At 63.5% G+C, this 14,467-nt stretch carries 10 protein-coding genes; 5 read left to right on the forward strand and 5 right to left on the reverse strand.

Annotated features, from left to right (window positions below; all coding sequences use genetic code 11):
• Positions 1-29 precede the first annotated feature (29 nt).
• Genes J3P86_RS01010 through J3P86_RS01020 form a run of 3 tightly spaced genes read left to right on the forward strand, consistent with a single transcriptional unit; the run spans position 30 to position 5,238 of the window.
• The gene (locus J3P86_RS01010) at positions 30-1,133 is read left to right on the forward strand and encodes an efflux RND transporter periplasmic adaptor subunit (protein ID WP_434626596.1); all 1,104 of its coding nucleotides are present in this window, start codon (positions 30-32) and stop codon (positions 1,131-1,133) included.
• On the forward strand, positions 1,130-2,194 hold the full coding sequence (locus J3P86_RS01015) for an efflux RND transporter periplasmic adaptor subunit (RefSeq protein WP_434602481.1): 1,065 nt from the start codon (positions 1,130-1,132) through the stop codon (positions 2,192-2,194). The genes J3P86_RS01010 and J3P86_RS01015 overlap by 4 nt, the downstream gene beginning before the upstream one ends.
• A complete protein-coding gene (locus tag J3P86_RS01020; RefSeq protein WP_434699251.1) occupies positions 2,191-5,238 on the forward strand; it encodes an efflux RND transporter permease subunit in 3,048 nt (1,015 codons plus the stop codon). The genes J3P86_RS01015 and J3P86_RS01020 overlap by 4 nt, the downstream gene beginning before the upstream one ends.
• 348 nt (positions 5,239-5,586) lie before the next feature.
• Here J3P86_RS01020 and J3P86_RS01025 read toward each other — a convergent pair whose 3' ends face one another.
• A complete protein-coding gene (locus J3P86_RS01025; RefSeq protein WP_434699252.1) occupies positions 5,587-7,806 on the reverse strand; it encodes a heavy metal translocating P-type ATPase in 2,220 nt (739 codons plus the stop codon).
• An 85-nt stretch (positions 7,807-7,891) separates the two neighbouring features.
• Here J3P86_RS01025 and cadR point away from each other — a divergent pair, with 85 nt between their 5' ends.
• A complete protein-coding gene (cadR, locus tag J3P86_RS01030; protein WP_434570409.1) occupies positions 7,892-8,338 on the forward strand; it encodes a Cd(II)/Pb(II)-responsive transcriptional regulator in 447 nt (148 codons plus the stop codon).
• Positions 8,339-8,473: 135 nt separating this feature from the next.
• On the opposite strand, the gene J3P86_RS01035 is transcribed toward cadR, so the two are convergent.
• The 3 genes from J3P86_RS01035 to J3P86_RS01045 all read right to left on the reverse strand — a co-directional run bounded on the left by J3P86_RS01035 (position 8,474) and on the right by J3P86_RS01045 (position 11,155).
• Positions 8,474-9,445 carry a thymidylate synthase gene (locus tag J3P86_RS01035; RefSeq protein WP_434626591.1) on the reverse strand — a complete coding sequence of 324 codons (972 nt, stop codon included), beginning with the start codon at positions 9,443-9,445 and terminating at the stop codon, positions 8,474-8,476.
• 49 nt (positions 9,446-9,494) lie between these two features.
• Positions 9,495-10,304 (reverse strand): prolipoprotein diacylglyceryl transferase, encoded by an 810-nt coding sequence (gene lgt / locus J3P86_RS01040; protein ID WP_434570407.1) that lies wholly within the window; start codon positions 10,302-10,304, stop codon positions 9,495-9,497.
• 68 nt (positions 10,305-10,372) lie between these two features.
• The gene (locus J3P86_RS01045; protein WP_305501400.1) at positions 10,373-11,155 is read right to left on the reverse strand and encodes a sulfite exporter TauE/SafE family protein; all 783 of its coding nucleotides are present in this window, start codon (positions 11,153-11,155) and stop codon (positions 10,373-10,375) included.
• 147 nt (positions 11,156-11,302) lie between these two features.
• Between J3P86_RS01045 and J3P86_RS01050 the strand changes: the two genes are divergently transcribed.
• Complete coding sequence (locus J3P86_RS01050) at positions 11,303-12,049, forward strand: NRDE family protein (protein WP_434699253.1); 747 nt, start codon at positions 11,303-11,305, stop codon at positions 12,047-12,049.
• Between the two features lie 126 nt (positions 12,050-12,175).
• Here J3P86_RS01050 and ptsP read toward each other — a convergent pair whose 3' ends face one another.
• Positions 12,176-14,455: a phosphoenolpyruvate--protein phosphotransferase gene (gene ptsP / locus J3P86_RS01055; RefSeq protein WP_305497566.1), complete on the reverse strand. Its 2,280-nt coding sequence runs from the start codon at positions 14,453-14,455 to the stop codon at positions 12,176-12,178.
• Positions 14,456-14,467 lie beyond the last annotated feature (12 nt).

The following is a 14,467-nucleotide window of genomic DNA, read 5'->3' on the forward strand; positions in this document are numbered from 1 at the left end:
GTACGTCCGTACAACGCAAAGGAGTCTGCATGGCTGGTCCTGGAATCAAATTGATTGTTGGCTTGGGCGTGTGTGCGGTGTTGGCGGGGTGCGGTGACAAGAAGCCCGAGGAAAAAGCCTTGCCACGGGTTTTCGTGCAGCAGGCCATACCTTCCGAATACGCCGCCTCGGTGACGCTTACCGGCGATGTCCAGGCTCGCGTGCAGGCTGACCTGTCGTTTCGTGTCGGCGGCAAGATCATCGAGCGCAAAGTCGACGTCGGCGACCGAGTCTCGGCCCGGCAAGTGCTGGCCCGGCTCGATCCGCGGGACCTGCAGACCAACGTCGACTCCGCCGAGGCCCAGGTGGCCGCCGAACAGGCGCGGGTCAAGCAGAGTGCGGCGGCATTTGTGCGCCAGCAGAAGCTCTTGCCCAAGGGCTATACCAGCCAGAGCGAATACGACGCGGCCCAGGCGCAACTGCGCAGCAGCCAGAGCGCGCTGACGGCGGCCCAGGCACAACTGGCCAATGCCCGCGAACAGCTGAGCTACACCGCACTGATCGCCGAGGCGCCGGGCATCATCACGGCGCGCCAGGCCGAAGTGGGCCAAGTGGTCCAGGCCACGGAGCCGATCTTCAGCCTGGCCCGGGACGGTGAGCGCGACGCGGTGTTCAACATCTACGAGTCGCTGCTGAGCGAACCGCCATCGGCGCCGGACATTGTCATCAGCCTGCTCGACAACCCTGCCATCAAAACCACCGGTACGGTGCGCGAGATCACCCCGGCGGTGTCCGCCGAGACCGGCACCGTGCAGGTCAAGGTCACGCTCAACGACTTGCCCGAAGGCATGCGCCTGGGTTCGGTGGTCAGCGCCACCGCCAAATCCGCAGGAAAAACCGCCGTGGAACTGCCCTGGTCGGCACTGACCAAGAATCTCAGTGATCCGGCCGTGTGGCTGGTGGACGGCGAGGGCAAGGCGCAATTGCACAATGTCACCGTCAGCCGCTACCTGACCGGCAAGGTCATCGTCAGCGACGGGCTCAAGGGCGGCGAAAAAGTCATCATTGCCGGCGGGCAGTTGCTTCATCCGGGCATGCGCGTCGAGATCGCCGAAAACAACTATGAGAAAAACCCGCCAGGAGCCCAGCCATGAAGCGCCTGTGGATGGTCGCGGCCGGCCTGCTGCTGGCCGCCTGCTCGAAAGAAGAAGCACCGCCGGAGCCGGTGCGGCCGGTGTTGTCCATTGAGGTCCGGGCCTTGGACCAGCAGGCCCTGGGACGCTTCGCCGGGAATATCCAGGCGCGCTACGAAACCAACGTGGGTTTTCGTGTGCCCGGGCGCATCGCCAGTCGCAACGTCGATGTCGGCGCGGAAGTGAAGAAGGGCGACCTGCTCGCAACCCTCGACCCCACCGACCAGCAGAACCAGTTGCGCGCCGCTCAGGGCGACCTGGCGCGGATCGAGGCGCAGTACATCAATGCCCAGGCCAATGCCCGTCGCCAGCAGCAATTATTCGACCGTGGCGTCGGCGCCCAGGCGCAACTGGACATCGCCCAGACCGACCTGAAGACCACCGCTGCCTCCCTGGAACAGGCCAAGGCCACGGTGGAACAGGCCCGCGACCAGCTCAACTACAGCGAACTGCGTACCGACCATGACGCGGTCGTCACCGCCTGGACGGCCGAGGCGGGGCAGGTGGTGACCGCCGGCCAGCAAGTAGTGACGCTGGCCCGCCCGGACGTCAAGGAAGCGGTGATCGACTTGCCCGCCGGGCTGGCCGAGCGCCTGCCCGAGGATGTGGTGTTCGAGGTCGCCGCGCAGCTCGACCCGGCGACCCACACCACGGCCATCGTGCGCGAGATCGAGCCTCAGGCGCAAAGCGCCACCCGTACCCGCCGCGCGCGCCTGACCCTGACCGATACACCGCCGGGCTTTCGCCTGGGCACCGCCATCAGCGTGACCCTGAGCTCGGCCATCGAACCGCGCATCGAGCTGCCGCTCAGCGCGTTGCAGGAAGTCGACGGCAAGGCGCGAATCTGGCTGATCGACCCGCAGAGCCAGACAGTCTCGCCACGAGAAGTACAGATTATCGAGCGATCGGCCGGATCGGTCCTGGTCGCCAACGGCATCAAGCCTGGCGACCGCGTGGTCAGCGCCGGGGTGAACAGTCTCCAGCCGGGGCAAAAAGTGAAACTCGACGAGGACGCACGATGAAAGGGCCTTTCAACTTATCCGAATGGGCCCTGCGGCATCAGTCTTTCGTGTGGTACCTGATGTTCGTCGCATTGCTGATGGGCGTGTTCTCGTACATGAACCTGGGCCGCGAAGAAGACCCGTCGTTCACCATCAAGACCATGGTCATCCAGACCCGCTGGCCCGGCGCGACCCAGGAAGAAACCCTCGACCAGGTCACCGACCGCATCGAGAAAAAACTCGAAGAGCTCGATTCCCTCGATTATGTGAAGAGTTACACCCGGCCGGGGGAGTCGACGGTGTTCGTGTATCTGCGCGATACCACCGGCGCCGAGGAAATCCCGCAGATCTGGTACCAGGTGCGCAAGAAGATCGACGACATTCGTGGCGATTTCCCTGAAGGCTTGCAAGGCCCAGGGTTCAACGATGAGTTCGGCGACGTGTACGGTTCGGTGTATGCCTTTACCGGCGACGGCCTGTCGATGCGTCAGTTGCGCGATTATGTCGAACAGGTGCGCGCCGAGATCCGCGACGTGCCCGGCCTGGGCAAGGTGGAAATGGTCGGCGAGCAGGACGAAGTGTTGTACCTGAATTTTTCCACGCGCAAACTCGCCGCACTGGGCATCGACCAGCGCCAGGTGGTGCAGAGCCTGCAGTCGCAGAACGCCGTGACCCCGGCAGGGGTGATCGACGCCGGGCCGGAGCGAATCTCCGTGCGCACGTCCGGCCAGTTCCAATCGGAAAAGGACCTGGCCAACGTCAACCTGCGACTCAACGATCGTTTCTATCGCCTCGCCGATATCGCCGACATTCGCCGTGGTTATGTCGACCCCGCCACGCCGATGTTCCGCTTCAACGGCACGCCGGCGATCGGTCTTGCCATTGCCATGAAGAAGGGCGGCAACATCCAGGAGTTCGGCAAGGCGCTGCATGCGCGCATGGACGAACTGACCGCGGACCTGCCGGTGGGGGTCGGCGTGCATACGGTGTCGGACCAGGCCGAAGTGGTGGAGGAAGCCGTTGGCGGCTTCACCAGCGCCTTGTTCGAGGCGGTGATCATCGTTCTGGTGGTCAGTTTCATCAGCCTCGGCATTCGCGCCGGGCTGGTGGTGGCCTGCTCGATCCCGCTGGTGCTGGCGATGGTGTTCGTGTTCATGGAATACAGCGGCATCACCATGCAGCGGATTTCCCTCGGTGCATTGATCATCGCCCTTGGTCTACTGGTGGACGATGCCATGATCACCGTGGAGATGATGGTCACGCGCCTGGAAAAAGGCGATTCCAAGGATCAGGCCGCGACGTTTGCCTATACCTCGACCGCCTTTCCGATGCTCACCGGGACCCTGGTGACCGTGGCCGGCTTCGTGCCCATCGGCCTGAACGCCAGTTCGGCTGGCGAATACACCTTCACGCTGTTCGCGGTGATTGCCGTGGCGATGCTGGTGTCCTGGATCGTCGCGGTGCTGTTCGCCCCGGTGATCGGCGTGCACATTCTCAGTCCCAACGTAAAGCCCCACAGCAACGAGCCGGGACGGGTCGGACGGGCCTTCAACGGTGGCCTGCTGTGGGCGATGCGCAATCGCTGGTGGGCAATCGGGATCACCGTGCTGCTGTTCGCGCTGGCGGTATTCTGCATGCGCTTCGTACAGAACCAGTTCTTCCCGTCCTCGGACCGCCCGGAGATCCTGGTGGACCTCAACCTGCCGCAGAACGCCTCGATGGACGAGACGCGCAAGGCGGTCGATCGCCTGGAGGCCACCCTCAAGGGCGACCCGGACATCGCGCGCTGGAGCACTTACATCGGCGAAGGCGCCATTCGCTTCTACCTGCCGCTGGACCAGCAACTGCAGAACCCGTACTACGCGCAACTGGTGATCGTCAGCAAGGATCTGGAGTCGCGTGCGGCCCTCAGCGAACGCCTGCAAAAGCGCCTGCGTGAAGATTTCGTCGGCATCGGCAGCTACGTGCAGGCGCTGGAAATGGGCCCGCCGGTCGGCCGGCCGATCCAGTACCGGGTCAGCGGCAAGGACATCGACCAGGTGCGCAAGCATGCCATCGAGCTTGCCACCGAACTGGACAAGAACTCGCACATTGGCGAGATCATCTACGACTGGAACGAGCCGGGCAAAGTACTGCGCATCGACATCGCCCAGGACAAGGCGCGGCAACTGGGATTGTCTTCGGATGACGTGGCCCGGCTGATGAACAGCATTGTCAGCGGCTCGCCGGTGACCCAGGTCAACGACGATATCTACCTGATCGACGTGGTGGGTCGCGCCGAAGACGCCGAGCGCGGTTCGCCGGAAACCTTGCAGAACCTGCAGATCGTCACACCGGGCGGGACCTCGATTCCGCTGCTGGCCTTTGCCACGGTGCGCTACGAACTGGAACAACCGCTGGTATGGCGTCGCGACCGCAAGCCGACCATCACCATCAAGGCTGCCGTGCGCGATGAAATCCAGCCGACGGACCTGGTGCGGCAACTGCAACCGGACATCGACAGGTTCGCCGCCAGATTGCCGGTAGGCTACAAGGTCGCCACCGGCGGCACGGTGGAGGAAAGCAGCAAGGCCCAGGGGCCGATCGCCAGCGTGGTGCCGCTGATGCTGTTCCTGATGGCGACGTTCCTGATGATCCAGTTGCACAGCGTGCAGAAGTTGTTCCTGGTGGCCAGTGTCGCGCCCCTGGGCTTGATCGGCGTGGTCCTGGCGCTGGTGCCGACGGGCACGCCCATGGGCTTTGTGGCGATCCTCGGGATCCTTGCGCTGATCGGCATCATCATCCGCAACTCGGTGATCCTGGTGACCCAGATCGACGAATACGAACGTGACGGCTATGAACCCTGGGATGCGGTGGTGGAAGCGACCGAGCACCGGCGCCGGCCGATCCTATTGACGGCGGCGGCGGCGAGCCTGGGGATGATCCCGATCGCCCGGGAAGTGTTCTGGGGCCCGATGGCCTACGCGATGATCGGCGGGATCATCGTCGCCACGCTGCTGACGCTGCTGTTCCTGCCAGCGCTGTATGTGGCCTGGTACAAGATCCGCGAGCCCAAGCGCGAGTGACACGGCTGCGGCACATCCAACATCAATGCAAGCTGACCCACCGCTTTCGCGAGCAGGCTCGCTCCCACAGGGATTCGGGGACTGACATGGATTTGATGTCTATTGGGAGACCAGTGTGGTAGCGAGCCTGCTCGCGATGGCTGCGGCACATCCAACATCAATGCAAGCTGACCCACCGCTTTCGCGAGCAGGCTCGCTCCCACTGGGGATTTGGGGATGGACATAGATTTGATGTTCAGTGGAGACCAGTGTGGGAGCGAGCTTGCTCGCGATGGCTGCGGCACATCCAACATCAATGCAAGCTGACCTACCGCTTTCGCGAGCAGGCCAGCCCGGTCGCTCTGATTTTTACTTGCGCAACAACCGCAACCCATTGAACACCACCAGCAAGCTCACCCCCATGTCGGCAAATACTGCCATCCACATGGTGGCGAACCCGGCAAAGGTCACCGCAAGGAAAATCGCCTTGATCACCAACGCCAGGGCAATGTTTTGCTTGAGGATGCTCGACGTCTGCCGCGACAGCCGGATGAAGGTGGGAATCTTGCGCAGGTCGTCGTCCATCAGCGCTACGTCAGCGGTCTCGATGGCGGTGTCGGTGCCGGCCGCCGCCATGGCGAAGCCGATTTCCGAGCGGGCCAGGGCCGGGGCGTCGTTGATGCCGTCGCCCACCATGCCGACCCGGTGACCGCCGGCGTAGAGCTTCTCGATGATTTGCAGCTTGTCTTCCGGCAACAGGTCGCCATGGGCTCGGTCCATGCCCACCTGTGCGGCTATCGCCTCGGCGGTGTGGGCGTTGTCGCCGGTCAGCATCAGTGTCTTGATGCCCAGGTCATGCAACTGCCGGATCGCTTCGCGGCTGGAGTCCTTGACGGTATCGGCTACGGCAAACAGCGCCAGAGGCCTGGCGCTGTCGAGCAGCAGCACGACGGACTTGCCTTGTTTTTCCAAGGCGAAGAGTTTCGCTTCCAGCTCGGGAGAGCACAGGCCCAGGTCTTCCACGAGGCGATGGTTGCCCAAGTGATAGGTCTGGTCGCCGATGTCGCCGCGAACGCCGCGCCCGGCAAGCGCCGCGAAGTTATCCACAACCTGCTGCGCCGATTGTTTATCCACAGCCGCATGGGCAATCGCTCGGGACACCGGATGGTCCGACCGCGCCGCGAGGCTGGCGGCCAGGGCCGGTGCGGTGGTTTCCACGCTCGGGTCGAGTGCCAGGTAATCGGTCTGCACCGGTTTGCCGTGGGTGATCGTGCCGGTCTTGTCCAAGGCCAGGTAATCGAGCTTGTGGCCGCCCTCCAGGTACACGCCGCCCTTGACCAGGATGCCTTTGCGCGCCGCTGCCGCCAGGCCGCTGACGATGGTCACGGGGGTGGAAATCACCAGTGCACATGGGCAGGCGACCACCAGCAGGACCAGCGCCCGATAGATCCAGTCGAACCAGACTGCGCCCATGAACAGCGGCGGGATGACGGCCACAGCCAAGGCCAGGGCAAACACCGCCGGTGTGTAGATTGTCGAGAACCGGTCAACGAAGCGCTGAGTCGGTGCCCGGGCCCCCTGGGCCTGCTCCACGGCATGGATAATCCGCGCCAGGGTGGATTGATCGGCCGCGGCGGTCACGGCGTATTCCAGTTCGCCGGCCTGATTGATGGTGCCGGCAAACACTTTGTCGCCCACGGTCTTGTCCACCGGCAGGCTTTCCCCGGTGATCGGCGCCTGGTCGATGGTCGAACGGCCTGCGACCACATCGCCATCCAGCCCGACGCGTTCACCGGGGCGAACCCGCACCCGCGCGCCAAGAGCGACGCTCTTCACTTCCTGGACCTGCCAACTGCCATCGGCCTGCTGCACGGTGGCCTGTTCCGGCGCCATCTGCATCAGGCCGCTGATGGCGTTGCGCGCGCGGTCGAGGGACTTGGCCTCGATCAGTTCGGCCACCGTGAACAGGAACATCACCATCGCCGCTTCCGGCCATTGGCCAATCAACACCGCGCCGGTCACGGCGATGCTCATCAGGGCGTTGATGTTCAGGTTCAGGTTCTTCAGGGCAATCCAGCCCTTCTTGTAGGTGGCGAGGCCACCGCTGAGGATCGACACCAGCGCCACCAACGCGACGACCCAGTTCGGCGCGGCGTTGGTGAAGTGAATCACCTCGGCGCCCAATGCCGTGACGCCGGACAACGCCAGCGGCCACCATGGTTTGGCTGGGGCGGGCGGGGTGTGAGTCGGTTTGTCCTGGCCAGCCGTCAACGGTTCCGCCTGCATTCCCAAGGACTCGATGGCTTTGATGATCGGCGTGTCGCTGGGCAGGTCATGGGTTACGCCCAGCACACGGTTGATCAGGTTGAATTCCAGTCGCTGCACGCCTTCAAGTTTGCCGAGCTTGTTCTGGATCAGTGTCTGTTCGGTGGGGCAGTCCATGGCTTCGATGCGAAAACTGCTCAGCCGCGCACCGTCCGTCGGCGTTTTGTCGAGCGTGACTACCGCCGGCGCTGCCTTGGATGAGCAGCAGGAGTGCCCGTGCTCATGGCCATGGGCGGGTCGGGGTGTATGGATGGAATCGTTCATCGGGTTGCGTCCGTGAAAAGTGCCTGTTGCGCAGTAAAGACCCTGTAGCCACTATAGGGTCAAGCACCTATTTGGAGTTCATCCGATGAAGATTGGCGAACTGGCGAAAATCACCGACTGCCAGGTCGAGACCATCCGCTATTACGAACGGGAGGGTTTGCTGCCGGAACCGGCCCGCAGTGACGGCAATTATCGCGTCTACACCCAGGCCCATGCCGAGCGGCTGACATTCATCCGCAACTGCCGGACCCTGGACATGACCCTGGAGGAAATCCGCAGCCTGCTCGCCTTGCGCGACAGCCCCCAGGACCAATGCGAGAGCGTCAACGCACTGATCGACGAACACATCCACCACGTCAAGGCGCGCATCGACGGCCTGCAGGCCTTGCAGGCGCAACTGATCGACCTGCGCCATCGCTGTGGCGAAGGGCCGGATCTTGAGCAGTGCGGGATCTTGCAACGGTTGGAGGTGAGCGGGGCGGTGGCGCCGGAGGTGGAGCATTCACATGTGGGCAGGAGTCATGGGCATTGAACTGACCTGCAGCGCATGCAGATCCAGTGTGGGAGCGAGCTTGCTCGCGATAGCGGTTTATCAGTCAACATCTGTGTTGAATGTGATGACCTCATCGCGAGCAAGCTCGCTCCCACAGGGGAGACGGGGTGTTTTTTAGACCGCCATCGGCGCGGTCATCGGCGCATGGTGCTGGTAGCCTTCGAGGGAGAAGTCGCTCGGTTCGACCTGCTCCAGCCACTCGGGCTGGTATACGCCGGTCTTGGCGAACTCCGGCACGCGCTCGGAAATCACCAGTCGGGGCATCGGGAACGGCTCGCGCGTGAGCTGTTCATTGAGCATGTCCAAGTGGTTTTCGTAGACGTGGGCATCGCCGATGAAATAGGTGAACCAGCGCGGCGTATAACCGGTCAGGCGGCCAATCAGGCTTAGCAGCGCGGCGCCTTCGGTGAGGTTGAACGGCGTGCCCAGGCCCAGGTCGTTGGAGCGGATGTAGAGGGTCAGGGAGATTTCCCGGGTCTCGACATTCGGATGGAACTGATACAGCAGGTGACACGGTGGCAGGGCCATTTCATCGAGCTGGGCGCAGTTCCAGCCGTGGAACAGGATGCGCCGGCTGCCCGGGTCCTTGATGATGGTGTCGACGCACTGGCGAACCTGATCGATGGCCTTGTACAGCACCACGTAGGCCTGGCCGTTTTCTTTGCCTTCGGCGATCTGCCGATAACCCTGGGCCAGCGTCTGCTCGATGGCGGCCGCGTTGCTCAGCGGGATCTGCTTGTAGGCCGGCCACTTGCGCCATTGCACGCCGTAGATCTCGCCCAGGTCGTCTTCGCCCTGGCGGAACGGGTTGGCCAGCCATTGCGCATTTTCGTTGGCGTTCTGGTCCCAGACCTTGCAGCCCAGGGCCCGGAACTCGGCGGCATTGTTCACGCCACGCAAGAAACCGCACATCTCGCCGATCGCCGACTTGAAGGCCATCTTGCGCGTAGTGATGGCGGGAAAGCCTTCCTTCAGGTCATAGCGCAGCATCGCGCCAGGGAAACTGATGGTGTTCACGCCGGTGCGGTTGGCTTGCTTGGTGCCGTTCTTGATGACGTGAGCCACCAGGTCGAGATATTGCTTCATGAGTTACCTGTGTCCTTGAACCCGGGGCCAGCGCCCCGGGGTCCGAATTTTAAACCTTGGCCGCCGCAGCCGGTGCACGGTTATAAGCGAGCCAGATCAGCGCCAGGCCACCGATGATCATCGGCAGGCACAGCACCTGGCCCATGGTCAGCCAGTTCCACGCCAGATAGCCGAGCTGGGCGTCCGGTACGCGGACGAACTCGACGATGAAACGGAAGATCCCGTAGAACAGCGCAAACATGCCCGATACCGCCATGGTCGGCCGCGGCTTGCGCGAGAACAACCAGAGAATCAGGAACAGTGCCACGCCTTCCAGGGCGAACTGGTACAGCTGCGACGGGTGGCGCGGCAATTGGGCCGGGTCGCTGAACGGCGGGAAGACCATCGCCCACGGCACGTCCGTCGGCTTGCCCCACAGCTCGGCGTTGATGAAATTGCCGATGCGCCCGGCGCCCAGGCCGATCGGCACCATCGGCGCGACGAAGTCCATCAGTTCGAAGAACGACTTGTTGTTGCGCTTGCCGAACCACAGCGCCGCCAGCATCACGCCGATGAAGCCCCCGTGAAACGACATGCCGCCCTTCCAGACTTCAAAGATCAGCGTCGGGTTGGCCAGGTAGGCGCTCAGGTCGTAGAACAGTACATAACCCAGGCGCCCGCCAACGATCACGCCCATGGACAGCCAGAACACCAGGTCCGAGAGCTTCTCTTTGTTCCAGGTCGGGTCAAACCGGTTGAGCCGGCGCGAGGCCAGCCACCAGGCACCACCGATACCGATCAGGTACATGAGACCGTACCAGTGGATTTTCAGCGGGCCGATGGCCAGGGCAACCGGATCGATCTGCGGGTAAGGCAGCATTGATATTCCTCGTGAACGTCAAAAATACCCGGGCGAAGCTGCCACCTCGGGATTAAGCCAGGATTGCGTCAGAGCAGGAAACTCAAGCCCACACTGAACAACAAAGCGGCGAACAGCCGCTTGAGCAAGCGCGGCGACAGGCGATGGGCCAGTCGCGCGCCGAAACGGGCGAAGATCATGCTCGTCAGGGCGATGCCCAGCAGTGCCGGCAAATATACAAAACCGAGACTATGGGGCGGCAACAATGGATCCTGCCACCCCAGAATCATGAAACTTAACGCACTGACCAGGGCGATGGGCAGCCCGCAGGCCGACGAAGTCGCCACCGCTTGTTGCATCGGCACGCTGCGCCAGGTCAGGAACGGCACGGTCAGCGAACCGCCGCCGATACCGAAAATCGCCGAGGCCCAGCCGACAACCGTGCCGGCCAGGCCCAATCCGACCTTGCCCGGCACGGTACGGCTGGCCTTCGGCTTGAAATCCAGCGCCAGTTGCAGGGCAACGAGCATGGCGAATACGCCGATGATTTTTTGCAGATGCGGGCCGGAGATCGCTTCGGCGGTAATGGCGCCGAAACCGGCACCGATCAGGATCCCGACGGTCATCCAGGTAAAGATCTGCCAGCGCACCGCGCCTTTGCGGTGATGCTCGCGTACGGCATTCACCGAGGTAAAGATGATCGATGCCAGGGACGTACCGACAGCCAGGTGCGTCAACACCTGCGGGTCGAAACCCTGCAAGGTGAAACTGAACACCAGCACCGGGACGATGATCATCCCGCCGCCGACGCCGAATAGCCCGGCGAGTACACCGGCACAGGCGCCGAGCAGCAGATAAAGCAGAAATTCCACCAGCGTCGCCTCGACCATCGCAAACAAGAGCGGCATGGTAACGGATCGAGGGGCCTGGGCTCCACTGAAGGCGATGGATGCGTTGGTGATGTGTGGGTAAAGTAGGCACCACGAAAGCGGAGCTCGGATTTTTCACAGGACAACCTGATGTGCCTGATCGTATTTGCCTGGCGGCCCGGCCACGCCCAGCCGCTGATCGTGGCGGCTAACCGCGACGAGTTCTACGCGCGCCCGACGCTGCCACTGGCGCAGTGGCCTGACGCACCGCACGTGCATGCCGGTCGCGACCTGGAAGCGGGCGGCACCTGGCTCGGGGTCGGCACCGGGGGCCGCTTTGCCGCGCTGACCAACATCCGCGATCCTGGCCAGCTCCCGGCGTTCAAGTCTCGCGGCGAGCTGGTGGCGCGGTTCCTGACCGGGAATCTGTCGATCGTCGATTATCTGAGCGAAGTCGTGCCGCGCGCCGGCGAGTACGGTGGCTTCAACCTGCTGCTGGGCGATGGCGCCGAACTGTGGCACTACAACGCACGCGATACACGCCCGCAGTTGTTGGCCGAAGGGATCTACGGATTGTCCAACGCCGGGTTGAACACGCCCTGGCCGAAATTGCTCAAGGCCCGGACGGCGTTGAGTGAGGTGCTGCATGACCCGCAGCCCCAAGCGCTGCTGACGCTATTGAACGATCCGCAACCGGCCCCGGTGGCGGAGCTGCCGGACACCGGCGTGGGACTGTCCACGGAAATGCTGCTGTCGAGCGTGTTCATCGCCAGCCCGGCCTACGGGACGCGGGCGAGCACGGCGCTGATCGTTAATGCTGACGGGACGCGGCAGATGGTCGAGCGCAGTTTCGGGCCGCATGGGGGGCATTTGGGGGAGGTGGAGCTGCTCGTTTAATGCCGACGGTAACCCCGTGGCGAGGGAGCTTGCTCCCGCTGGGCTACGAAGTAGCCCCAAAGCTTTTGGGCGGGCTTCGCCCGCCAGCGGGAGCAAGCTCCCTCGCCACAATGCTCGCCGCGGGATCTAGAGGGTCTTGTTCGAAGCCGGGTTGATCATCCGCGCCAGCCCGAGGTTTTTCAGCGCCAACTGCAAGGAGCTATGGATCACCTGCGGATTGTCGATGGTCATCAGCTCCGCCAGCAGCTCCTGGGCCTTGCTGAGGTTGATCTGGCGCAGCATCCATTTCACTTTCGGCAGGTTGGTGGCGTTCATCGACAGGCTGTCGAAGCCCATCGCCATCAGCAGCACCGCCGCCGCCGGGTCGCCAGCCATTTCGCCGCAGATGCTCACCGGCTTGCCCTCGGCATGGGCGTCGCGAACGACGTTCTGCAAGGCTTGCAGCACGGCCGGGTGCAGGTAGTCGTAGAGGTCGGCCACTCGTGGGTTGTTGCGATCCACGGCCAGCAGGTACTGGGTCAGGTCGTTGGAGCCTACCGACAGGAAGTCCACCTGCCGCGCCAGTTCCTTGGTCTGGTACACCGCTGCCGGAATCTCGATCATCACGCCCACCGGCGGCATGGGTACGTCGGTGCCTTCGTCGCGCACCTCGCCCCAGGCCCGGTGGATCAGGTGCAGGGCTTCTTCCAGCTCATGGGTGCCAGAGATCATCGGCAACAGGATGCGCAGATTGTTCAGGCCTTCGCTGGCCTTGAGCATGGCGCGGGCCTGGACCAGGAAGATTTCCGGATGGTCGAGCGTCACGCGGATCCCGCGCCAGCCGAGGAACGGGTTGTCTTCCTTGATCGGGAAGTAGGACAGCGATTTGTCGCCGCCGATGTCCAGGCTACGCATGGTCACCGGTTGCGGATGAAACGCGGACAATTGCTCGCGGTAGATCGCCAGCTGTTCCTTTTCGCTGGGGAAACGCTGGTTGATCATGAACGGCACTTCGGTGCGGTACAGGCCCACGCCCTCGGCGCCACGCTTCTGCGCCCGGGCCACATCGGCCAGCAGGCCGGTGTTGACCCACAGCGGCATGCGATGGCCATCGAGGGTTATGCACGGCAGGTCGCGCAGGGCATCCAGGCCCAGGGAGAGTTGCTTCTCTTCCTCCACCACATCGGCGAACTGCTTGCGCAACACGTCGCTGGGGTTGGTGTAGACCTCGCCGTGGTAGCCGTCGACGATCATCTGGATGCCGTCGACCTTGGAATACGGCAGGTCCACCAGGCCCATGACCGTGGGAATGCCCATGGCCCGGGCCAGGATCGCCACGTGGGAGTTGCCCGAGCCCAGTACCGAGACCAGGCCCGCCAGCTTGCCTTCCGGCACTTCGCCGAGCATCGCCGGGGTCAGCTCTTCGCTCACCAGGATGGTGTTGTCGGGGTAGACCAGGGTCTGCTGACGCTCTTGCTGCAGGTAGGCGAGCAGGCGGCGACCGAGGTCCTTGACGTCGGAGGCGCGCTCGCGCAGGTAGGCGTCGTCCATCAGTTCGAAACGGTTGACGTGGTCGGTCACCACCTGGCGCAACGCGCCCTGGGCCCATTGGCCGGTCTTGATGACCGTGGTCACTTCGCTGCCCAGGGAGGCATCGTCAAGCATCATCAGGTAGACATCGAACAGCGCGCGCTCTTCAGGCCGCAATTGCGTCGCCAGCTTGGCGGACAGGGCGCGCATGTCGGCTCGCACGCCTTCGATGGCGGTCTTGAACAAGCCCAGCTCGGCATTGATGTCGGCGATAGTCTTGTCCGGCACCACGTCGAGGTCGGCGGGTGGCAGCATGACCACCGCGGTGCCCACCGCCGCGCCCGGTGAGCCCGGCACGCCGACGAACTTGGCTTCCTGGATGCCCTTGCCCTGGCGGCCCAGGCCGCTGATCGAGCCGGTCGCTTCGGCGTGGGCGATAACCCCGGCCAGTTGCGCGCTCATGGTCACGAGGAAGGCTTCTTCGCCCTCGTCGAACTGGCGGCGCTCTTTTTGCTGGATGACCAACACGCCGACGACGCGGCGGTGGTGAATGATCGGCGCGCCGAGGAACGATGCGTAGCGCTCTTCGCCGGTCTCGGCAAAGTAGCGATACCGCGGGTGATCGGCGGCGTTTTCCAGGTTCAGGGGTTCTTCCCGGGTACCGACCAGGCCGACCAGGCCTTCGTTGGGCGCCATGCTGACCTTGCCGATGGAGCGCTTGTTCAGACCCTCGGTCGCCATCAGCACAAAACGGTTGGTCTCGGGGTCCAGCAGGTAGACCGAGCAGACCTGGCTGCCCATGGCCTCTTTGACGCGCAATACAATAATCCCCAACGCCGCCTTGAGATCCTTGGCGGAGTTAACTTCCTGGACGATCTTGCGCAGCGTATTGAGCATGGCTCGGGGTCG

Origin of the sequence: Pseudomonas sp. D1-1 (assembly GCF_051132225.1) — a bacterium.
Taxonomy (GTDB): Bacteria; Pseudomonadota; Gammaproteobacteria; order Pseudomonadales; family Pseudomonadaceae; genus Aquipseudomonas.

Excerpts from the sequence above, each read along its gene's own strand:
- cadR (WP_434570409.1), top strand. The coding sequence starts at position 7,892 with ATGAAGATTGGCGAACTGGCGAAAATCACCGACTGCCAGGTCGAGACC.
- lgt (WP_434570407.1), bottom strand. The coding sequence starts at position 10,304 with ATGCTGCCTTACCCGCAGATCGATCCGGTTGCCCTGGCCATCGGCCCG.
- ptsP (WP_305497566.1), bottom strand. The coding sequence starts at position 14,455 with ATGCTCAATACGCTGCGCAAGATCGTCCAGGAAGTTAACTCCGCCAAG.
- J3P86_RS01010 (WP_434626596.1), top strand. The coding sequence starts at position 30 with ATGGCTGGTCCTGGAATCAAATTGATTGTTGGCTTGGGCGTGTGTGCG.
- J3P86_RS01050 (WP_434699253.1), top strand. The coding sequence starts at position 11,303 with ATGTGCCTGATCGTATTTGCCTGGCGGCCCGGCCACGCCCAGCCGCTG.
- J3P86_RS01035 (WP_434626591.1), bottom strand. The coding sequence starts at position 9,445 with ATGAAGCAATATCTCGACCTGGTGGCTCACGTCATCAAGAACGGCACC.
- J3P86_RS01015 (WP_434602481.1), top strand. The coding sequence starts at position 1,130 with ATGAAGCGCCTGTGGATGGTCGCGGCCGGCCTGCTGCTGGCCGCCTGC.
- J3P86_RS01025 (WP_434699252.1), bottom strand. The coding sequence starts at position 7,806 with ATGAACGATTCCATCCATACACCCCGACCCGCCCATGGCCATGAGCAC.
- J3P86_RS01020 (WP_434699251.1), top strand. The coding sequence starts at position 2,191 with ATGAAAGGGCCTTTCAACTTATCCGAATGGGCCCTGCGGCATCAGTCT.